At 62.0% G+C, this 19,470-nt stretch carries 19 protein-coding genes and 1 tRNA gene (1 of these 20 cut by a window edge); 10 read left to right on the forward strand and 10 right to left on the reverse strand.

Annotation, left to right across the window (positions count from 1 at the left end; all coding sequences use genetic code 11):
* The 6 genes in view from USDA257_RS26610 to USDA257_RS26635 are tightly spaced (at most 35 nt apart) and all read left to right on the forward strand, a layout consistent with a single transcriptional unit that may run on beyond the window.
* On the forward strand, window positions 1-191 hold the 3' end of the coding sequence (locus tag USDA257_RS26610; protein WP_041414696.1) for an ABC transporter substrate-binding protein. Its footprint begins 1,015 nt before the window's first position; 191 of the gene's 1,206 nt are visible here — the last part of the coding sequence; the start codon falls outside the window, past its left edge; it ends in the stop codon at window positions 189-191.
* Window positions 192-204: 13 nt separating this feature from the next.
* Complete coding sequence (locus USDA257_RS26615; RefSeq protein ID WP_014766085.1) at window positions 205-987, forward strand: ABC transporter ATP-binding protein; 783 nt, start codon at window positions 205-207, stop codon at window positions 985-987.
* A 1-nt stretch (window position 988) separates the two neighbouring features.
* Window positions 989-1,690: an ABC transporter ATP-binding protein gene (locus tag USDA257_RS26620; protein ID WP_014766086.1), complete on the forward strand. Its 702-nt coding sequence runs from the start codon at window positions 989-991 to the stop codon at window positions 1,688-1,690.
* 3 nt (window positions 1,691-1,693) lie between these two features.
* Entirely contained in the window at window positions 1,694-2,581 is an 888-nt protein-coding gene (locus USDA257_RS26625) for a branched-chain amino acid ABC transporter permease (RefSeq protein WP_014766087.1), read from the forward strand.
* A complete protein-coding gene (locus USDA257_RS26630) occupies window positions 2,574-3,575 on the forward strand; it encodes a branched-chain amino acid ABC transporter permease (RefSeq protein ID WP_041414698.1) in 1,002 nt (333 codons plus the stop codon). The genes USDA257_RS26625 and USDA257_RS26630 overlap by 8 nt, the downstream gene beginning before the upstream one ends.
* Window positions 3,576-3,610: 35 nt before the next feature.
* A complete protein-coding gene (locus USDA257_RS26635; RefSeq protein ID WP_014766089.1) occupies window positions 3,611-5,209 on the forward strand; it encodes a GMC family oxidoreductase in 1,599 nt (532 codons plus the stop codon).
* Between the two features lies 1 nt (window position 5,210).
* Here the strand turns inward: USDA257_RS26635 and metH are convergent, their stop codons facing one another.
* The 4 genes from metH to USDA257_RS26655 form a co-directional block, all read right to left on the reverse strand.
* Window positions 5,211-8,981, reverse strand: coding sequence for a methionine synthase (gene metH / locus USDA257_RS26640; protein WP_014766090.1), 3,771 nt, complete (start codon window positions 8,979-8,981; stop codon window positions 5,211-5,213).
* A gap of 173 nt (window positions 8,982-9,154) precedes the next feature.
* Entirely contained in the window at window positions 9,155-10,312 is a 1,158-nt protein-coding gene (gene pmi / locus USDA257_RS26645) for a mannose-6-phosphate isomerase Pmi (protein ID WP_041415639.1), read from the reverse strand.
* Between the two features lie 11 nt (window positions 10,313-10,323).
* Window positions 10,324-10,818, reverse strand: a complete 495-nt coding sequence (locus USDA257_RS26650; protein WP_014766092.1) for a heme-degrading domain-containing protein — start codon at window positions 10,816-10,818, stop codon at window positions 10,324-10,326.
* Window positions 10,819-10,913: 95 nt separating this feature from the next.
* Complete coding sequence (locus USDA257_RS26655) at window positions 10,914-11,810, reverse strand: ROK family protein (RefSeq protein WP_014766093.1); 897 nt, start codon at window positions 11,808-11,810, stop codon at window positions 10,914-10,916.
* A 227-nt stretch (window positions 11,811-12,037) separates the two neighbouring features.
* On the opposite strand from USDA257_RS26655, the gene USDA257_RS26660 reads away from it, so the two are divergent.
* Window positions 12,038-12,114: transfer RNA gene (locus tag USDA257_RS26660), tRNA-Arg, on the forward strand.
* A 209-nt stretch (window positions 12,115-12,323) separates the two neighbouring features.
* On the opposite strand, the gene USDA257_RS26665 is transcribed toward USDA257_RS26660, so the two are convergent.
* From USDA257_RS26665 to USDA257_RS26675, 3 genes are read right to left on the reverse strand one after another with little or no spacing between them, the layout of a single operon-like run.
* Window positions 12,324-12,605 (reverse strand): hypothetical protein, encoded by a 282-nt coding sequence (locus USDA257_RS26665; protein WP_041414700.1) that lies wholly within the window; start codon window positions 12,603-12,605, stop codon window positions 12,324-12,326.
* Complete coding sequence (locus tag USDA257_RS26670; RefSeq protein ID WP_014766094.1) at window positions 12,598-12,966, reverse strand: hypothetical protein; 369 nt, start codon at window positions 12,964-12,966, stop codon at window positions 12,598-12,600. Before USDA257_RS26670 ends, USDA257_RS26665 begins: the two co-directional genes overlap by 8 nt.
* Window positions 12,963-13,211 (reverse strand): hypothetical protein, encoded by a 249-nt coding sequence (locus USDA257_RS26675; RefSeq protein ID WP_014766095.1) that lies wholly within the window; start codon window positions 13,209-13,211, stop codon window positions 12,963-12,965. Before USDA257_RS26675 ends, USDA257_RS26670 begins: the two co-directional genes overlap by 4 nt.
* 181 nt (window positions 13,212-13,392) lie before the next feature.
* Between USDA257_RS26675 and USDA257_RS26680 the strand changes: the two genes are divergently transcribed.
* Complete coding sequence (locus USDA257_RS26680) at window positions 13,393-13,698, forward strand: helix-turn-helix domain-containing protein (protein ID WP_048657436.1); 306 nt, start codon at window positions 13,393-13,395, stop codon at window positions 13,696-13,698.
* A gap of 808 nt (window positions 13,699-14,506) precedes the next feature.
* Here USDA257_RS26680 and USDA257_RS26685 read toward each other — a convergent pair.
* Window positions 14,507-14,695 carry a hypothetical protein gene (locus USDA257_RS26685; protein ID WP_014766098.1) on the reverse strand — a complete coding sequence of 63 codons (189 nt, stop codon included), beginning with the start codon at window positions 14,693-14,695 and terminating at the stop codon, window positions 14,507-14,509.
* A gap of 492 nt (window positions 14,696-15,187) precedes the next feature.
* Between USDA257_RS26685 and USDA257_RS26690 the strand changes: the two genes are divergently transcribed.
* Window positions 15,188-15,415 carry a hypothetical protein gene (locus USDA257_RS26690; protein ID WP_014766099.1) on the forward strand — a complete coding sequence of 76 codons (228 nt, stop codon included), beginning with the start codon at window positions 15,188-15,190 and terminating at the stop codon, window positions 15,413-15,415.
* 61 nt (window positions 15,416-15,476) lie between these two features.
* On the forward strand, window positions 15,477-15,941 hold the full coding sequence (locus tag USDA257_RS26695; RefSeq protein ID WP_041414701.1) for a hypothetical protein: 465 nt from the start codon (window positions 15,477-15,479) through the stop codon (window positions 15,939-15,941).
* A gap of 17 nt (window positions 15,942-15,958) precedes the next feature.
* On the opposite strand, the gene USDA257_RS26700 is transcribed toward USDA257_RS26695, so the two are convergent.
* Both USDA257_RS26700 and USDA257_RS38100 read right to left on the reverse strand, forming a co-directional pair.
* A complete protein-coding gene (locus tag USDA257_RS26700) occupies window positions 15,959-16,582 on the reverse strand; it encodes a hypothetical protein (RefSeq protein ID WP_014766100.1) in 624 nt (207 codons plus the stop codon).
* A 2-nt stretch (window positions 16,583-16,584) separates the two neighbouring features.
* Window positions 16,585-19,461, reverse strand: coding sequence for a phage tail length tape measure family protein (locus tag USDA257_RS38100; RefSeq protein WP_014766101.1), 2,877 nt, complete (start codon window positions 19,459-19,461; stop codon window positions 16,585-16,587).
* Window positions 19,462-19,470: the final 9 nt, after the last annotated feature.

The raw sequence follows: 19,470 nt of genomic DNA on the forward strand, positions 1-19,470 counted from the left end.
ACGACGTCTTCGCTGAAAACGGCACGGTGGCAGCGAATGGCCGCATGATCCATGACATGTATCTGCTCGAGGTGAAGAAGCCGGAAGAGAGCAAGGAGCCATGGGATTACTTCAAGGTTCTTGCGACCATTCCCCGCAAGGAGGCCTTCATCGATCCGGCCCAGAGCGGCTGCGACCTCGTGAAATCCTGACCGGCGACAAGCGATGAGCGTCGCCGCGCCTTTGGAGAATGGAGCGCCGCGGGTGGTTTTGTCCGCCCGCGGACTCCGCCGCGACTTCGGCGGCTTCACCGCCGTCAAGGACGTCGACCTCGATGTCCATCATGCCCGCGTGCATGCGCTGATCGGCCCGAACGGGGCCGGCAAGACCACTGTCTTCAACCTGTTGACCAAGTTCCTGCAGCCGACCCGCGGGACGATCACGCTGCTCGGCGAGGACATCACCAGCACTGCACCCGACAAGGTGGCCCGCATGGGCTTGGTGCGCTCTTTCCAGATCTCGGCGGTGTTCCCGCACCTTACCGTCATCGACAATGTCCGCGTCGCGCTGCAGCGGCCGAACGGCCTGGCGATCCAGTTCTGGAAACCGCTCTCGGCGCTGGATGCCCTGAACGGCAAGGCCGAACAACTGATCCGCTCCGTGGGCCTCGACAAGGAACGCAACGCCGTCGCTGCCGACCTCTCCTACGGCCGCAAGCGCGTCCTCGAGATCGCCACCACCCTGGCGCTCGACCCGAAGGTCCTGCTGCTCGACGAACCGATGGCCGGCATGGGCCACGAGGATGTCGGCATGGTGGCCGAGATCATCCGCGAGGTGGCGAGCGAGCGCGCCGTGCTGATGGTCGAGCACAATCTCTCCGTCGTCGCCACGCTCTGCCATCACGTCACCGTGCTTCAGCGCGGCGAGATCCTTGCAGAGGGCGACTACGCGACTGTCTCCGAGGATCCGCGGGTGCGCACCGCCTATATGGGCACGGAGGAAACCTGAGATGAAACCGTTGCTGAAAGTCTCCGGCCTCAACGCCTGGTACGGCGAGAGCCACATCCTGCACGGCGTCGACATGACTGTCGGCGAGGGCGAGATGGTGACGCTGCTCGGCCGCAACGGCGTCGGCAAGACGACGACGCTCAGGGCGATCATGGGCATCGTGCGCGAGCGCAAAGGCGAGATCACCTTCGCCGGCGAGGATTTGATCCGCGTGCCGCTCCATCGCGTCGCCCACCGCGGCCTCGGCTTCGTTCCCGAGGAGCGCGGCATCTTCTCGACGCTCTCCGTCTATGAGAACCTCTTACTGCCGCCGGCGGTCGCTCAGGGCGGCATGACGATCGACGAGATTTTCGAGCTCTTTCCCAATCTCCACGAACGTCGCAACAGCCAAGGCACCAAGCTCTCCGGCGGCGAGCAGCAGATGCTGGCGATCGCCCGGATCCTGCGCACCGGTGCCCGGATGATGCTGCTCGACGAGCCGACCGAAGGGCTCGCCCCGGTCATCGTCCAGCGCATTGGCGAGGTGCTGAAGAAACTGAAGGAGCGCGGCATGACCGTACTCCTGGTCGAGCAGAACTTCCGTTTCGCCAGCAAGGTCGCCGACCGCTTCTATCTCATGGACCATGGCCGGGTCGCAGGCGAGTTTCCGGTCTCGGAGCTTTCCGAGCGCATGGACATGCTGCATGACGTGCTCGGGGTGTAAGTCATGACGACGATCTTCGGAATTCCGCTCCAGGCCCTTCTCGGACAGCTCTTGATCGGCCTCATCAACGGCTCCTTCTATGCGCTCCTGAGCCTCGGACTTGCCATCATCTTCGGCCTGTTGCGCGTCATCAACTTCGCCCACGGCGCGCAATACATGCTCGGCGCCTTCATCGCCTGGTTGCTGCTCGCGCATCTCGGCATCGGCTACTGGCCGGCGCTGATCCTCGCACCGCTCCTCGTCGGCCTCATCGGCGCCATCATCGAGCGCACCATGCTGAAGCGCCTCTATTCGCTCGACCCGCTGTATGGTCTGCTCTTCACCTTCGGCCTGGCGCTGACGGTCGAGGGGACGTTCCGCTACCTCTACGGCGCTTCGGGACAGCCCTATGCGACGCCGGCTCTGCTGGCCGGCGGCGCTAATCTCGGCTTCATGTTCCTACCCATCTATCGCGGCTGGGCGATCGCCTTTTCGCTATTCGTCTGCATCGGGACCTGGCTCGTCATCGAGAAAACCAAGCTCGGCTCCTATCTGCGCGCCGCCACGGAAAACCCGGTACTCGTGCAATCCTTCGGCATCAACGTGCCGTTCCTGCTGACGTTGACCTATGGCCTCGGCGCGGCGCTCGCCGCACTCGCCGGCGTGCTCGCCGCTCCGATCTACCAGGTGTCGCCGCTGATGGGATCTAACATCATCATCGTCGTCTTCGCCGTGGTGGTGGTCGGCGGCATGGGCTCGATCATGGGGGCGATCGTCACCGGTTACCTGCTCGGCGTCGCCGAGGGCCTGACCAAGGTCTTCTATCCGGAGGCCTCCAACATCGTGATCTTCGTGATCATGGCCATCGTTCTCCTGCTGAGACCCGCGGGCCTCTTCGGCCGGGATGCTTGATATGACGCTGACACTCGAACTTGAAAAGCAGAAGGAACGCACACCGATCGTCGTCCAGACGGTGTTTCTCGGCGTGGGTCTCGCGCTTCTCCTGCTTGCCCCCCTGTTCTTCTACCCCGTCTTCCTGATGAAGATTCTGTGTTTTGCGCTCTTCGCCTGCGCCTTCAATCTGCTGCTCGGCTATACGGGGCTACTCTCCTTCGGCCATGCCGCCTTCTTCGGCGGGGCGGCCTATTTCACCGCCCATGCGGTCAAGGAATGGGGCTTCCCGCCCGAACTCGGCATCCTTGCCGGCGTTGTCGGCGCCGCCCTCCTCGGCGTGGTCATCGGCTTCTTCGCCATTCGCCGCCAGGGCATCTATTTTGCGATGATCACGCTGGCGCTGGCGCAGATGTTCTATTTCTTCTGCCTTCAGGCCGAGTTCACGCATGGCGAGGACGGCATCCAGTCGGTGCCACGCGGCCATCTGTTCGGCTTCATCGACCTCTCGCAGTCCTCGAACATGTATTACTTCGTGCTCGCCGTTTTTGTGATCGGCATTGCCATCATCTGGCGGATCATCAATTCGCCGTTCGGCATGATCCTGAAGTCGATCCGGGAAAACGAAACGCGGGCGATCTCGCTCGGCTATTCGGTCAGGAACTACAAGCTCGGCGCCTTCGTCATGTCGGCGGCATTGACCGGCCTTGCCGGAGGCTTGAAGGCGCTGGTCTTCCAGTTCGCGACGCTGACCGACGTCGGCTGGCAGATGTCCGGCGAGGTCATCCTGATGACGTTGCTCGGCGGCATCGGAACGCTGATCGGACCGCTCTTCGGCGCCGCACTCGTCGTGACGCTGCAGAATTATCTGGCGACCTCGGAATTTCCGGTGACGATCATTACCGGCGTCGTCTTCATGGTCTGCGTGCTTCTGTTCCGCCGCGGCATCGTCGGCGAGTTCTACAACTCGCGGCTCGGCCGCAGGCTCGGCTTCGAGCACCGGCACAAGCACTGACCCTGGGTCCATAGGATCCGAACAAGAGAAAGCTCATGGAAACGTTCGACTACATCGTCGTCGGAGCGGGGAGCGCCGGCTGCGTCCTCGCCAACCGTCTGTCGGAAAATCCGGCCCATCGCGTGCTGCTGCTCGAGGCCGGCGGCAGCGACAATTATCACTGGATCCACATTCCGGTCGGCTATCTCTATTGCATCAACAATCCGCGCACCGACTGGTGTTTCACCACAGCCGCTGAAGAGGGCCTCAACGGCCGGTCGCTTGGCTATCCGCGCGGCAAGGTGCTCGGCGGCTGCTCCTCGATCAACGGCATGATCTACATGCGCGGCCAGGCGCGCGACTACGACCTCTGGCGTCAGCTTGGCTGCACCGGCTGGAGCTGGAACGACGTGCTGCCCTTTTTCAAGAAATCCGAGGACCACTATCGCGGCGCGAACGATATGCACGGCGCGGGCGGCGAATGGCGGGTCGAGAAGGCGCGCGTCCGCTGGGCGGTGCTCGATGCCTTCCAGAAGGCAGCCGGCGAGGCGGGCATCCCCGAAACCGACGATTTCAACCGCGGCACCAACGAAGGCTCCGGCTATTTCGACGTCAATCAGCGCTCCGGCATCCGCTGGAACACCGCCAAGGCCTTCCTGAAGCCCGCAAGGCAGCGGCGCAACCTGACGATCTTGACCAAGGCGCATGTCCGCAAGCTGATCCTCGAAAAGGGACGCGTTGCCGGGGTCGAGTTCCAGCATGACGGCGTGACAAAAAGCGTACGCGCTCGGCGCGAGACGGTGCTTTCGGCCGGGGCGATCGGCTCGCCGCATATCCTGGAACTCTCCGGCATCGGCCGTCCGGAAATTCTGCAGGCCCACGGCATCGACGTCCGTCACGAACTGCCTGGCGTCGGCGAGAACCTGCAGGATCATCTGCAACTGCGCCTTGCCTACAAGGTCACGGGCGTTCCGACGCTGAACGAGAAGGCGAGCTCACTCATCGGCAAGGCGGCGATCGGCCTCGAATATCTCGTCCGCCGCTCCGGGCCGATGGCGATGGCGCCGAGCCAGCTCGGCATCTTCACCCGCTCGGGTCCCGAGAAGGACACGCCGGACCTGCAGTATCACGTCCAGCCGGTGACCCTCGAAAAATTCGGCGAACCGGTGCATTCCTTCCCGGCGATCACCGCCAGCGTCTGCAATCTGAGGCCGGAGAGCCGCGGCTCCGTACATCTGAAGGGCCCGGATTTCGCCGCCGCACCCGACATCCGCCCGCGCTATTTCACCGCCGAAGCCGACCGCGACGTGGCGGTGAAGGCGATCCGGCTTACCCGTCGCATCGTCTCGCAGCCCTCTTTCGCGCGCTACAAACCGGTCGAGTTCAAGCCAGGGCCGAGCTACGAGACGGACGAGGAGCTGAAGCGGGCCGCCGGCGACATCGGCACGACGATCTTCCATCCCGTCGGCACCTGCCGCATGGGTGCGGACCCGGAGAGCGTCGTCGACCCGGAACTTCGGCTACGCGGACTGGAGGGCCTGCGCATCGCAGACGCCTCGATCATGCCGACGATCACCTCCGGCAACACCAATTCGCCGACCATCATGATCGCCGAAAAGGCGGCCGCGATGATCCTCGCGGCAAACCGTCCCTAGACTATTCCGCTGCCTCCGTTTCTGGCATCGGCACATAGTTGAGGATCGGCGAGAGCCAGCGCTCGACCTCGCGAACGCTCTTGCGCTTGCGTGTCGCATAATCCTCGACCTGGTCGCGCTCGATCTTGGCAACGCCGAAATAGTAGGCGTCCGGATGGCCGACATAGAGGCCGGAGACGGAGGAACCCGGCCACATCGCGTAGTTCTCCGTCAGGCTGACACCGATCGCCGCCTCCGCGTCGAGCAGCCGGAAGAGCGTTTCCTTCTCGGTATGGTCCGGTTGTGCCGGATAGCCCGGCGCGGGACGAATGCCCGCGTAAGGCTCGGCGATCAGCTCCTGAGGCGTGAAGGATTCTTCCGATCCGTAGCCCCAGAGCTCCTTGCGGACATGTTCGTGCATGCGTTCGGCAAACGCCTCGGCGAAGCGGTCGGCAAGCGCCTTGACCATGATCGAGGAATAATCGTCATTGGCGCGCTCGAACCGCTCGGCGATCGCCACTTCCTCGATCCCGGCGGTCACCACGAAGCCGCCGAGATAGTCCGGCCTGCCGCTGTCGACGGGAGCGACGAAATCGGCCAGCGCGACGTTCGGACGCCCGTCGCGCTTCGTCAGTTGCTGTCGGAGGGTGAAGAAGGTCGCAAGCTCCCGCTGGCGTTGCTCGTCGGTGAAGAGGCGGATATCGTCGCCGGCCGCGCCTGCCGGCCAGAAGCCGACGACCGCCTTCGGCGCGAACCATTTCTCCGCAATGATCTTCTCGAGCATCACCTGCGCATCGGCAAAGAGCTGCCGTGCCGCCGACCCCTGATGCTCATCGTCGAGAATGCGCGGATAGACGCCCTTCAGCTCCCAGGTCTGGAAGAATGGCGTCCAGTCGATATAGCGGGCAAGCTCCGCCAGGTCCCAGCTTTCGAAGACACGGGTGCCGAGGAACGAGGGCGTCTTCGGCTGATAAGCTTCCCAGTCGAGTTTCTGTGCATTGGCGCGGGCCTGCGACAGCGGCAGGCGGCGCTTCTCGGCCTCGTTCCGCGCATGCGTATCGGCGACCTTCAGATATTCGGCGCGGACCATCGCCTTGTAGCCGTCCCTCGCCGCCGGTGAGAGCAGGCTCGACACGACGCCGACAGCACGGCTGGCATCGGTGACATAGACGGTCTGGCCGAGGCTGTAGCGCGGATTGATCTTGACCGCCGTATGCACGCGGCTGGTCGTCGCTCCACCGATCAGCAGCGGAATGTCAAAACCTTCCCGCTCCAGTTCGGAGGCGACATACACCATCTCGTCGAGCGAAGGGGTAATGAGCCCTGAAAGCCCGATGGCGTCAACCTTCTCTTGCTTCGCCACGTCGAGGATCTTCGCCGAAGGCACCATGACGCCGAGATCGATGATATCGTAATTGTTGCAGGCGAGGACGACGCCGACGATGTTCTTGCCGATATCGTGCACGTCGCCCTTCACGGTTGCCATCAGGATCTTGCCGGCACTCTCGCGGGTCCCCGCGCCGCCATTGGCAAGCTTTTCCGCCTCCATATGGGGCAGCAGCACAGCCACCGCCTGCTTCATCACGCGCGCCGACTTGACCACCTGCGGCAGGAACATCTTGCCAGCGCCGAAGAGGTCGCCGACCACGTTCATGCCGGCCATCAGCGGTCCTTCGATGACGTGCAGCGGGCGCTCGGCGGCAAGCCGCGCCTCTTCCGTATCCGCCGCGATGAACTCGGTGATGCCGTTGACGAGCGCGTGCTCGAGGCGCTTCGCGACCGGCCACTCGCGCCAGGTTAGGTCCTTCTCTTTGCCCTGCGAGCCGCCCTGGCCGCGGTAACGCTCGGCGATCTCCAGCAGGCGCTCGGTCCCATCCTCACGGCGGTTGAGTACCACATCCTCGCAGGCCTCGCGCAGCTCCGGATTGATCGCGTCGTAGACGGCCAACTGGCCGGCATTGACGATGCCCATGTCCATGCCCGCCTGGATGGCATGGTAGAGGAAAACGGCGTGCATCGCCTCGCGCACCGGCTCGTTGCCGCGGAAGGAGAAGGAAAGGTTCGACACGCCGCCGGAGATATGGACATGCGGCATCGTTGCGATGATTTCATGCGCCGCCTCGATAAAATCGACGCCGTAATTGTTGTGCTCTTCGATGCCGGTGGCGACCGCGAAGATATTGGGATCGAAGATGATGTCTTCCGGCGGGAAGCCGAGCTCTTCGGTCAGCAGCCGATAGGCGCGCCGGCAGATCGCGACCTTGCGCACCTTGCTGTCGGCCTGCCCCTTCTCGTCGAAGGCCATGACCACGACGGCCGCGCCGTAGGCGCGCACCAGCCGCGCGTGATGCAGAAACGCCTCCTCGCCTTCCTTCAGCGAAATCGAGTTCACCAGCGCCTTGCCCTGGACGCATTTTAGGCCGGCCTCGATCACGTCCCATTTGGAAGAATCGATCATCACCGGCACCCGGGCGATGTCCGGCTCGGACGCGACGAGGTTCAGGAACTCGACCATGGCGCGGGTCGAGTCGATCAGCCCCTCGTCCATGTTGATGTCGATGATCTGCGCACCGTTCGCCACCTGGTCGCGCGCCACGTCGAGGGCCGCGGCATAGTCGCCGGCGGTGATCAGCTTGCGGAACTTCGCCGAGCCGGTGACATTGGTGCGTTCGCCGATATTGACGAAGGGAATTTCGTCGGTGAGCGTGAAGGGTTCGAGGCCGGAGAGCCGCATGCGCCGTTCGATCTCCGGTATCTGGCGCGGCGGATATTTTTGGACGGCCTCGGCGAGGGCGCGGATATGGGCCGGCGTCGAGCCGCAGCAGCCGCCGACGATGTTGACGAGGCCATCGCGGGCAAATGCCTCGACCTGCGCCGCCATCGCCTCCGGGCTTTCATCGTAGCGACCGAACTCGTTCGGCAGGCCGGCATTCGGATAGGCGCAGACGAGGGTGTCGGCGACGCTCGAAAGCTCGTCGATATGGGCGCGCATCGCATTGGCGCCGAGCGCGCAGTTGAGTCCGATGGTGAAGGGCGCCGCATGGCGCACCGAATACCAGAAGGCGGTCGGCGTCTGGCCGGAGAGGGTCCGGCCGGAAAGGTCGGTGATCGTGCCGGAGATCATCACCGGCAGGCGGATGCCCTTTTCGGCGAAAACTTCCTGGGTCGCGAAGATCGCTGCCTTGGCGTTCAGCGTGTCGAAGATCGTCTCGATCAGGATGATGTCGGCGCCGCCGTCGATCAGGCCGCGGAGCTGCTCGGCATAGGCAATCCTGAGATCGTCGAAGCTGACGGCACGATAGCCGGGATTGTTGACGTCGGGCGAGATCGAGGCGGTGCGGTTGGTCGGCCCGAGCGCGCCGGCGACGAAACGCCGCCTGCCATCATCCGCTTCGGCGCGCTTCGTCGCACGCCGCGCCAGACGCGCGCCGTCGCGGTTGAGCTCGTAGACCGCGTCCTCCATGCCGTAATCGGCCTGGGCGATCCGCGTCGAGGAGAATGTGTTGGTTTCGAGAATATCGGCGCCGGCGATCGCGTAGCGGTAGTGGATCTCCTCGATCGCCTTCGGCTGCGTCAGGGTCAGGAGATCGTTGTTGCCCTGCTGATGGCAGGCGCAGCCACCGAAGCGCTCGCCGCGGAAATGGCCTTCAGCGAAACCGAGCTGCTGGATCTCGGTGCCCATCGCTCCGTCCATGATTAGGATGCGGTCGCTGGCCGCCTGCCGCAGGGCGCGGAAAATTTCCGAGCCATCGGGCCTGGGGGAGAGATCTCCAAAGAGGGACGCGGCGGACATGGGAAATCTCCCGTTCTGAAAACGACAATTATTTTCTCGATTAAGTCACATAAAGATATCTTTATGTCAACATACGATCCGATCACAATTTTGGCCAGAGACAATGAACAGCGGCAATAAAAAAGCCCGCCGCAAGCGCGACGGGCCATCATTGGCAGCGACGGAGCCCAAGCTCACATCCGCTTCAGGCAATCCGTGAGTTCGTAGATCGCGCAGAGAATGTGATAGAAGCTGCTGGCCGGCGCAGGCTCGTCGATGAAGCTTCCATCCGCCTTCTGCTTGTCACGCCACAGACCGCGGGTCGGCGTGTCGAGGAACCGCTGAAGCGCCGCCGCGGCGCGCGAAGCCGAAGCGAGATAGCGTTGCCGCTCGCTGCCCTCCGAAAGCGTGGCGAAGCGGATCGCCGCCTTCAGCCATTCGGTCTGTGGCCAGAGCCGGGCCACCGAGTCGGCGACCGACAGATCGTCGAAGAGCGTCATGACCGCGACATCGCGCTCCGGGCAGATGCCGTGCGCTTCGCCGATTTCGAAAAGCCGCCGCGCCTTGACGATGGCTTGCGCCTTGCCGCGCCGCTCGGCCCAGCGCAGGAGCAGCCATGCCCATTCGAACTGATGACCGGGCTCGACGATGCGGCCCTTTTCACCTGGAAATGGCCTCCAGTCGTGATCGAAGAATTCGCGCAGCACGCCCGTCTCGGCGTCGATGAAGCAATCCATCGCCAGATGGGCGATCTCGTCGGCGAGATTGGCCCAGGCGACCCGGTCGAATCCCTCGACTGTTTCGCTGGCGAGACAGGCCTCGAAAAGGTGCATGTGTGGGTTGGAGCCAAGCGGCAGGCGCGGCGGCTTGTCCTCCTCGAAGCCGGCGACCGGATGCTTGCAATGGGCTTCCAGCTTGTGCCGAAGCTCGTCGCTGCGCGCGATCATCTCGGCCTTCCGCTCCGGAAGGACCTCGGCCAGATAGGCGAAGGCAAGCAGCGCGAAGGCCTGGTTGTAAAGGTCGAAGGACGGATCGATGATTTCTCCGTCCGCATTGGCAAGCGCACCATAGAAGCCGCTCGGCTGCCGGTAGACGCGATCGAAATAGACAAGTCCGCCTTCGGCGACGGTGCGCCAGTCGCCGCGCCAGCCGCGCCGCCCCGCCTCGGCGAAGCAATAGACCTGCCGGGGCTGGACGCGCGAGCGGCGATTGGCTCGCGTCGGTTCGCCGGCCATGTCAATCGTCTCGACGAAACCGCCGCCGGCCGCATCAAATCCCTTGTCGCGCCAGAGCGGCAGGGCGGCTTCCCCGAGCCAACGATCGAGCTCCCTCGCCTGCAATGAAATCTCCATCGGCCCGCCCATCAATTCTCGAGACTCAGCGCGTCGTGATCCGCACCGAGAAGTTCGGACAGTGCTTCGACGACGAGAGTATGGTCGTCGCGCTGCGGCAGTCCGGATACGGTGACGGCACCGATGCAGCCGGTTCCCTTCACGACGATCGGGAAGCTGCCGCCATGCGCGGCGAACTCGGCATCTGGCAGCCCGAGCTTCGCCTGCAGGGTCGTCTGCTGCTTGAGAAGACTGAGACCGGTGGCGTAGCTGCTTCTGAACAGGCGGAAAACCGTGTTCCGCTTGCGCCGCACCCAGTTCGGATTGTCCGGCGTCGCGCCGTCGAGCGCCGCATAGAAGACCTGCATGGAAAACAGCGTGATGTCGATGACCACGGCTAGCTTGCGCTCTGCCGCCATGCGGCGGAGCGTCGAACCGAGCGTCCAGGCCGCGTCGAGATCAAAGCGGTCGAACTGCAACTCTTTTTCCTGTTGCGCGATCCGGCGCAGATCGTTGTCGATATTCATGATGCCTCCGCTGTCCTATTCGGTTCGGATGAGTGGGACGCGAGATACGGGTTGAAAATTCCCGTGTCTCTGTCGGCCGAAGCCTGGTGTGTACCCTAGTCCTTCCAGAGCCATGCGGCGCCGCGCACGCCGGAGCTGTCGCCGTGCACCGCCTTGCGTATCGGCGTCTCGAAACTATCGCCGAACAGATATCGGGTAATCAAATCGGGCAATTCGCCGTAAATCTCGTCGACATTGGACATGCCGCCGCCGAGCACGAAGACGTCCGGATCGACGATGTTGGTCAACAAGGCGAGGCTGCGGGCGAGCCGGTCGACGAAGCGGTTGTAGACGCCGGTGGCGGCCGCATCGCCCGCACGTTTAGCCTCGATGATGTCGCGGCCGCGGCGGTCGACGCCCGTCGTCAAACGATAGTCGAGCTCGAGCCCGGTGCCGCAGGCATACATGTCGAGGCAGCCGAGCTTGCCGCACCAGCATTTGTGGCCGGGATATTCGTCTTGCCGCATCCACGGCAGCGGATAGTGGCCAATCTCCGCGGCGACGCCCTGGTAGCCGGCATGCACCTTCTTGTCGATCGCCAGCCCGCCGCCATGGCCGGTGCCGACGATGATGCCGAAGACGACATGCGCATCCCTGCCGGCTCCGTCGACCGCTTCCGAGACCGCCAGGCAATTGGCGTCGTTGGCAAGGCGCACCTCTCGGCCGAGCGCCGCCTCGATGTCGCGTCCGAGCGGCTTGCCGTTGATGAGAACGGCGTTGGAGTTGCGGACGATGCCGCTGCGCGGATTGGGGCTGCCGGGAATGCCGATGCCGATCGACCCGCGCTGACCCGCCGTCTGTTCGGCGGCGGCGACGAGATCGACCACGGCGCGAATGCACGCGTCATAGCCGCTGGTCGGGGTTGCAACACGGTGCCGCGCACGCGTCTCGCCATCGCGGTCGAGCGCGATGACTTCCATTTTGGTGCCGCCCCAATCGATTCCGATAAACATGTGCGGATCAGGTCTCAGATGGATGTCGCTTCGGGAAGGGCGGCATCTCCTCCGATCGCCGCCGGCCCCTGCTTAGCATTCACCCCGTCGGTGACGCTAGCCCCATGATTTCGCATCGCCGATCGCCCCTCGCCACGCGCAACCCTGTCTCCGGCGGCAAATCGCCAGCCTCGAACGCAAAAACACTTGGCGAAAAGGCCTCGCTTTTGTATGGGTCTATACCGAGTGGTCCCGTAGCTCAGCAGGATAGAGCACCAGATTCCTAATCTGGGGGTCGCGCGTTCGAATCGCGCCGGGATCACCATAGATAATCCAGTATTTTCAATGGTTTAAGAAAGTCGCAAGCTCACATAGGGCGGCTTTTCATGTTGCATCGGGTTGCAACAATTTGCGTTGATTTCCAATGATTACCAACCTGTTGCGGCGACTCCATGCGACATGGAATGCAACATGAAGAGCCCGCCCAATCCATCGGACGGGCGGGAGAGCTAGGGTCGGCTGTTTTCTTTGGGTTCAGGCAGTCGGCGCCGGCAGGAAGCCGGATATCAGATCCGCTCGGGTAAACTCCGCGTCGCCACCTTCTCCGCCAACGAAGACGAAGCAGCTAATCATGTATCCGGCCTTGATGTGCACTCCCTCGAGCGTTGCTGGCCGGTAGGCGCACAAGGCCGCTGCGGTCGTGTCCATCTGGGTTACGACGTCGTCCGGTATGGTTCCGTCCGGACTGGCGTCGAAGCGCTCCATTGCGGCCTGGTGGGCATCTATCAGGGCTTGGACGGTCGAAAGGTCATGCATGGCTGGCCTCCCTGAGGAAGCGTTCATCCTTCACCTTGATCTCGGCGATCATGAAGGCGACGACAACCTCCTCGAATTTCTCGATGCTCAGCACGTAATCCTTGTCGTAGCGCTTGTTGTCTCTGAAGAGACGCAGGCCTTTGCCGAACTCGGGCTCGACGCGGAACAGCTCAGGCACCCCGAACCCGTCGAAGATCGCATAGACACCTTCACCGACGTAGCTCGAGACCGGCGCCAACAAGACATAGTCGCGGTTGCTTTTAAGCGTTGGCTCCATCGCGTCGGACAGGACCGGATGGACGCGAAACTTGCTGGAGAGGATGTTCTCGGCCGGAATAGGCGCGGATATCAGCTCGTTCATTTCAGCATCTCCAGCAGGTCTTCGACGCGGTCGCGCAGCGAAGCGATGTCCTTGTTGATCTGCATCGACAGAGCCTGCAGCGCGTCGCAGTGGCGGGGCTCGTCGATCGCAGCGGCGGCCAGGAACAGAGCATCGTTCAGGCAGGCGATGGCGCCGAGGCGGTCGTCGACCGTGCGCAGGTCGGTTGAGGAGATGCGGTTTATCGGCAAGCCTTCGGCGGCTGCCTGAATCGGTCGATCAAGCATTTCAGATACTCCGGATTGTCGGGTTGCGGACTAGTGGGCGGCCGGCTTAGGCCAGGTAGATGTCTTGCAGGAACCAAGCGACTGCGAAGGCCAAGACAGTGATGGCAAGCGCTTCCAACATAATGTCGCTCCTTCGAGTAACGTTTTTCGTTATGGATAACGTAATACGTTGCCACTGTTCATGTCAAACGATTTTCGTTATGGTGAGCGAAATTGGTTTTGGAGGGAACGCGTGATTACACCTGATCAGTGCCGGGCAGGACGCGCCCTAGTAAATCTCTCGCAGGAGGAATTGGCCAAACGCGCAAAAGTCGGGCTGTCGACTGTGCGAAACTTTGAGGCGGGCCGATCGACCCCTGTCACGAACAATCTGGAGGCAATAGGGGGCGTGCTCGAAGCTGCCGGCGTCATATTCCAGGCCGATGGCGAGACGACCAGCGGCGGCCCTGGGGTGAGGCTGGGTCTGAAAGGCAAAGGCGATCTGTGATGAGGCGCACGGTCGGAAAGATCATCCTCGATAAGTGGTTTCCCGCGCGAAATCCCCTTGCAGGAGGCCTATTTCCGCCGTCCCGCATCGCGCCGGCATAGAGACACCGGAACAGCCTTGCCAGAGAGTTTTTCCGCTGTAGGAGTGGCTGAAAAGTGTACGTAATTCCGTACACATTTCCGGGACATCTTCTCAACAAGCTCGGGGATGCCTTCGTCAACGACGGCCTTGGCTTGGCGGTAAGTTTCAGGGTTGCCAAAGCCCGCTTTGGAAGCAGCGACTTGGCGCGTCTCCGTGCCTTTCACTTCCGCAATATTTTGCGGATGTCCAATGTCCGTCCGCTGTCCTTGGCGCTTGCCAATCGCAGCCTCTACAGCGCGACCGATCGCCACCTTTTCGGAAGACTCTGTTTCCAAACAGAAAATGACTATGCCGTGGCAATGCCGGATCGATGCCGGAGACTATGCCGAGCGTCACGCCTTGATTTCCGATTTGATTAAAATTCGATCGGTGCTTACATTGGAGGCATTCATACGCCTCGCGTCGTTGACCACGGATGTACTGGCAGCGGCGTGAGGCGATGACGGAAGGTCGGGGCCAGCGTTCCCGGCCTTTTTTGTTTGTCTCTCCAAGCAAAGCGCCCGCTGATTAGACGGGCGCCGGAGTCGTCTCTTGGACTCTTCGCTCCTTTTTGGGGTCGCATAGGGCATGTATGCGTAGAGCGATCTGATATAACGACTCAGTGCTCAAAAGGTTCCCCGAAGCGAGCTCCGCAATCCTTGGTCACAAGTGCTCGGGTCAACCTGCGTCAATATTCGCCGATCATACCCATGATCTCGTCAGGCGACTCGTTAACCTGGAGCGTGACGCAGATCCCGCTTTTAGTCGCGCAGGTGACGAGAGTGGTGCGCCGCTGCCCCTCTATCCGCTGGAAGTGCGTAACGGTGTCCATGTTGACGAATATCGGTCCATTGCTGTCGTGCAATTCGAGCCACATGCATTGGTCCTCTCTGAGATAGCGTGTCTCAAGGATAGCACCAAAAGGGCCAGGGAAAGTCTCGTCTAGCGGCTCTGGAGGGCGGTTGGAGAAGGTTTCAGCGATTTACCGATGGATGATGAGGAACGGCGGGAAATCGCGTCTATCCCGTTGAATTGAGCGGCCGGCATCTGCTGCCCGGAACATTCACTCAGCTTGGATGTTTTGTCTCTTTGGACGGGCCACATGAAGAAGCCCCACACAAACTTGGCGAGGCGTATCCGGCGGACAATGGCCACCGCTCGCAACGTCGATTTCCTCCGATCTCTTCCCGTGTTCAAAGTCAAGCCACAACTGCCCGCGAAGATAAGAGATCTCCTGCAGCGGTTACATGATGTGGAGAACTCAAGGAATGACCGCTCCCCTAAGTAGGACGGGCGGGGGCCTTTTTTGTTGCCTGCTGCTCGCGAGGTGCCAATCTATGCAGTTGTCAGATGTGATGGGAGAGATGACGTGGCGAGAAGCAAGGAACACATCGATAACCTGCTGAGATTGCGTCAGGAATTGGTCGAGCGTCGACGCGATGTTGCCAGCAATAGGGAGCCAGGGGAGATCGTGGCAACTGCAAAGGGCGTGATTGAATTTCAGATGAGCATCGAGGCGATCGATCGAGCCATAGACGACGAAAAAAGGCTGCACGGGGCTTCAGTAGCCCGTTTAGGCGAATCCCCTAATTCTTGACTGCAACGTGCACTATGAGAACCTTACGACCTCTTGGTTGTAGTGCGTTTGGGGCAAATGAATGAATATTTCCACTGCTGCACTTCGCCTAATCGTTGCCTGTGTTGTCTGCCTTGTCGGCTTTGTCGGCTTTCTCGGCTTGGTCATGGTGATGATCGGCGAGTGCGATCGCCCCCTGCCTCCGCTACTGCTCAGTTTGACGGCCGACGACGAAGGCGACATGTGGACCCCCGGGTGTGGACTTCCCAAGGGGAAAAAACAGTCCTTCTCACCGGAGCTCACAAAACGCTTGCAGAGGCTGTTTCCCGCCGGCAGTGATGCGGCCGCTGTAGAACGTGACCTTCAAGCCTTGGGGTTCAAAGTCGTTTCACCCTGCCCGAACGTGCCAAGTGCCCGTCTTGCGCAGTTTCTCCAAAAGGGATGTGCGTGGCCGATGAACGCCACGCTAGTTTGGCACCGGACCGAAGACGGTAAAGTGGTTGACCTCAGCGGACACGTATTTTTTAAGCCTGGCGGCGAGTACTGACTCTCTCGCGCCGACAGTCACGCCGCCGACCGCTCCTGCTGGTCTGCCTCCCTGGCGAGGCGCATGGCATTGACCGCGCGGAAATACGAAAGTCCCGCCTCCTGAAGATATCCCTTCCACTGACTAGGCCGAGGACGGGCCCGGGTCTTGAGCAGTTGGCGGCCGAGCTCGAGGCGCCGGTTGCGACTGTTCGTGACGCCGGCTCGCTGCCGCAGGCCGTATCCGGAATCCTTGTTCGACAGGCCATAGCCGGCCAGCGAAGAGAGGCGGGAATAAATCAGGGCCGCCAGGGCATGCCTGACCGGAGTGGTGCCCCTCAAATGGTCCGCGGCGAGCATGATCGAACCGAGTTCAAGACGGTCCCATAGTTCAAGCCACGCCGAAGCGTTTTCATCGATCCACTCAGAACAGACCAGAATCAGGTCGGAAATCCAAAGGCTGCATTCCTCGATAAGCCATTGATTTCCCTCGGTCTCCGCCAGCGTGGAGACGACGAGCCTCAAATGGCCATCGCCATGCTTCTCGAGGATTCGGCGCATCGTCGCGACGGCTCGAGTCTGTCCCGGCTTCGGAAACTCGTTCGCCGGGATGATCTCGATTTCGAACTCGGCACAGATTGACCGGACCAAAGCTTCGGACATGCCTATCTCCTGACTGCCTGTTGAACCGCACGGCGGAATTCATCGGCCATGGCCTGGCGGGAACGCGCGTCTGCCATGTCGCCGCCATTGAAGTTAACGCTGAGGTTGATAGGCCGCTCGGACTCGGCCGGCCGCTGGTCACCCGATCGGTCGTCGGAAACCTTGCTGTCGTCGACAATGATCACCCGCTCGCCCCGCTTCTTGAACAGTTCGACCTTCATGTCTTCACCCGGCATGATCTGGCCGCCGGTGGCGAAGCCTACCTGACGCTTCATCCGATCGAGCAAGGTCGGGGCATAGCCCGCGCCGCCGATCTGAAGCCGCTGCAGATAGGTTCCGCCCATGTAGCCCGGACCCTGGCTGACACCATTCAAAGCGCTGGTATTGCCGTTCAGCATGGCGTCGGCGACCGGATCGTATCGTCCACCGCCCGTGCCGGCGAAGTTGCGCGCCGCGTTGAACGCGTTGAAATAGTAGGCCGCGTACGGGTCGAGATGGCTTTGGCCTCCCGAGCCGGAAGAACCACTGCTGTAGGAGCCGCGCGACGACGAATAGGCCGAGTCCGCACTGTAAGACGAAGATCCGCTCCCGATCGACTTCAAGGCCTTGAGACAAGCGATCATCTCGAGGCTATCGCTCTCGAAAGTCTCGAAATAATCGGAGTGGACCCTGAGCTCCTGCACGATGTCGAAGAGATGCCCCTCCATGAGAGACAACGAGTCGCGTCCACCGGCCAGGATTGACGCCGTCGCCCCTGCACTGGAGACGTGGCCGGAACCGCCCATCGCAAGCAGTTCCGGCCCTTCCTCCCCGACCAAGTAAGTCCCGCCGGCGGTTACAGGGCCGCCAGCCGCACGGGCACCGCTGATCTGGTAACCGAGGGTCTGGTACATCGTGTCCATGTCGGACTGATCGACCAGATAGCTCCGCGTCCGGTAGGCTGGGGCAATTGCCGCGGCGGGGACCGGCGTGCCGTCGCTGTAGAAAGCCCCGCCATCCGACCGGGAAGCCTGTTGAATGACACCAGCAAGCCGCAGTGCCTCCATCTGTCCGGCGACAAACTTGTCAATGAGAAGGTCAACCCAGGCAGCATCGCCGCCCATTGCCTTGAGGCTTTGGCGGATCATCTCGATTGCCTCATGCACGGTCTGCGCCGTAGCGCCGCCATCCTTCATCGCGGCGAAGAGCTTTTCGATATTGGTGGCGGCTTCCGCAATGGCTTCGGCCCCGGCCTTTCTGGTCACGCTGTCGCCGAAGATTTCAAACGGCGGGATATTCGCGGCTTCCTTCAGCGCCATGCTGATGTCTGCCAGATCCCTTTTTGCGGCGCGAAGCTTGGCACTCGACTGCTCCATGGCAGAGAGTTGCTTGAACTGGGCAATAGCGAGGCTCTGCGTCACGTCGATGGTGCCCGAGTAGGCCGCTTCCACGTTGGTGATCGCCGCGGAAAGGTCGTTGGCGCCTTTGGTGGCGGGTCCGAAAAGATCGGAGGAACCGGAAGAACCGCGATCGAGAAGGCGGTTCAGGTAATCCTGTCGCTCTCTTTTCTCGGCAATCCGTTTTTCGGCCTGCTTTTGGGATTCGTACAGAGCGAGATTGCCCATGTCGGCGCGGTTGGTCATGCCTTGCGACAAAAGCATGCCGTTGGGCCCGCGATCGTCGAACAGACGGCGGCGCTCGATCTCCGCTTCGCGGATGGCTTCGGCCAACTGCTTGAAGGGCTGCAAGGCTGCGACCGCTTCGGCCGCCATAGCCTTGAGCCCGCTGTTGTTCGTTGCTTGCCCGAATGCCTCCAGGTTCTGGATGAGCTCAAGCACAACGGGCGAGCCGCGAAGAGCTTCCTTGTGAAGATCCCCGAGATCGACCTGCAACTGTTTGAACAGCGTCGTGCCGCGGAACTGACGAGCCGTGAGCCCAGCAAGATCGCGGTTGCTGTTGATCGCGGCGGTAATGGCGGCGCCGATCGATCCGTCATCGATGCCCTCGCGCAGCCGCTTGGAGAGCGCCGTGATGTTGTTTTCCAGGTTGAACGATGCGCCAGCGGTGCTGTCGCGACCGTATCGGCTGCGCTGGTCTGCTGCCTCGCCCCAGAGGTCGCGGACACGCGCAATGGCGTCCACCTGTTGATCCAGCAGTTTTTCCATCGAGTCGGCGCCGCTTTCGGCCGTCGAGAAATACTGGAGCGCAGCCGCGCCAGCGCCGACAAAGGCCATCGTGGCTAGGGAGACCGGATTAATGAGCGATGCGAAAGCAGCCCCGAGCCCACTGACAACGCCTGTCGCTCCCATTGGGCCCAGGACAGCGGCCATCTGCGTGCCCTGCTGCAGAGCGATCTGGAGCGGCGACATGCCCATTGCCGACGTGATTGCGACGTCTTGAAGCTGTGCGGCTATGTTGGCGGAGTTGAAGTTCTGGCCGCCCATAGGAGCGGACGCATTCGCCGCCTTCACGGCAGCGCCGGCCGTCGTGGCCGACGTTTTCAGCCGCTCATACGTCATCCGTTCCCGATCGAGCGCGTTCGTCATCTGCTGCGCGCTGATGACACCCATCCGATGGGCACGCTGGATCTCGCTTACGGTTGCCTCGTATCGCTTACCGGCGGCGGCCAAGGGCTGATACTTCATCGTCAGCCGTTCGACTTCCTCGCGGAAGGCGCGGACGTGCTCATCCTGTTGCACGAAGGGCTTGGCGGCCGGCGGCACCTTCTTCGTCTCGTCGCCGACCTTTTTGAGAGCATTGGCAAGAGCCCCAGCCGACGACGTGAGGCTATCCGCGGCCGATTCCATCTTTTCGGCCGCAGCGTACAGCTTCGACAGATCGGCAGCGGCAGACGATGCCTGCGAGCTATCAATACGGAAACCCAGTGTCGCCTCGGTCATGCCCGATCC

Source organism: Sinorhizobium fredii USDA 257 (assembly GCF_000265205.3).
Classification (GTDB): domain Bacteria; phylum Pseudomonadota; class Alphaproteobacteria; order Rhizobiales; family Rhizobiaceae; genus Sinorhizobium; species Sinorhizobium fredii_B.

Bases quoted from the DNA above. Each gene is read 5' to 3' on its own strand.
- USDA257_RS26665 (WP_041414700.1), bottom strand. From the start codon at position 12,605: ATGCATGACCTTTCGACCGTCCAAGCCCTGATAGATGCCCACCAGGCC.
- USDA257_RS26680 (WP_048657436.1), top strand. From the start codon at position 13,393: ATGTCAAACGATTTTCGTTATGGTGAGCGAAATTGGTTTTGGAGGGAA.
- USDA257_RS26670 (WP_014766094.1), bottom strand. From the start codon at position 12,966: ATGAACGAGCTGATATCCGCGCCTATTCCGGCCGAGAACATCCTCTCC.
- USDA257_RS38100 (WP_014766101.1), bottom strand. From the start codon at position 19,461: ATGACCGAGGCGACACTGGGTTTCCGTATTGATAGCTCGCAGGCATCG.
- USDA257_RS26655 (WP_014766093.1), bottom strand. From the start codon at position 11,810: ATGTTTATCGGAATCGATTGGGGCGGCACCAAAATGGAAGTCATCGCG.
- USDA257_RS26635 (WP_014766089.1), top strand. From the start codon at position 3,611: ATGGAAACGTTCGACTACATCGTCGTCGGAGCGGGGAGCGCCGGCTGC.
- metH (WP_014766090.1), bottom strand. From the start codon at position 8,981: ATGTCCGCCGCGTCCCTCTTTGGAGATCTCTCCCCCAGGCCCGATGGC.
- USDA257_RS26700 (WP_014766100.1), bottom strand. From the start codon at position 16,582: ATGTCCGAAGCTTTGGTCCGGTCAATCTGTGCCGAGTTCGAAATCGAG.
- USDA257_RS26695 (WP_041414701.1), top strand. From the start codon at position 15,477: ATGAATATTTCCACTGCTGCACTTCGCCTAATCGTTGCCTGTGTTGTC.
- USDA257_RS26650 (WP_014766092.1), bottom strand. From the start codon at position 10,818: ATGAATATCGACAACGATCTGCGCCGGATCGCGCAACAGGAAAAAGAG.
- USDA257_RS26630 (WP_041414698.1), top strand. From the start codon at position 2,574: ATGCTTGATATGACGCTGACACTCGAACTTGAAAAGCAGAAGGAACGC.
- pmi (WP_041415639.1), bottom strand. From the start codon at position 10,312: ATGGAGATTTCATTGCAGGCGAGGGAGCTCGATCGTTGGCTCGGGGAA.
- USDA257_RS26625 (WP_014766087.1), top strand. From the start codon at position 1,694: ATGACGACGATCTTCGGAATTCCGCTCCAGGCCCTTCTCGGACAGCTC.
- USDA257_RS26620 (WP_014766086.1), top strand. From the start codon at position 989: ATGAAACCGTTGCTGAAAGTCTCCGGCCTCAACGCCTGGTACGGCGAG.
- USDA257_RS26615 (WP_014766085.1), top strand. From the start codon at position 205: ATGAGCGTCGCCGCGCCTTTGGAGAATGGAGCGCCGCGGGTGGTTTTG.
- USDA257_RS26675 (WP_014766095.1), bottom strand. From the start codon at position 13,211: ATGCTTGATCGACCGATTCAGGCAGCCGCCGAAGGCTTGCCGATAAAC.
- USDA257_RS26685 (WP_014766098.1), bottom strand. From the start codon at position 14,695: ATGTGGCTCGAATTGCACGACAGCAATGGACCGATATTCGTCAACATG.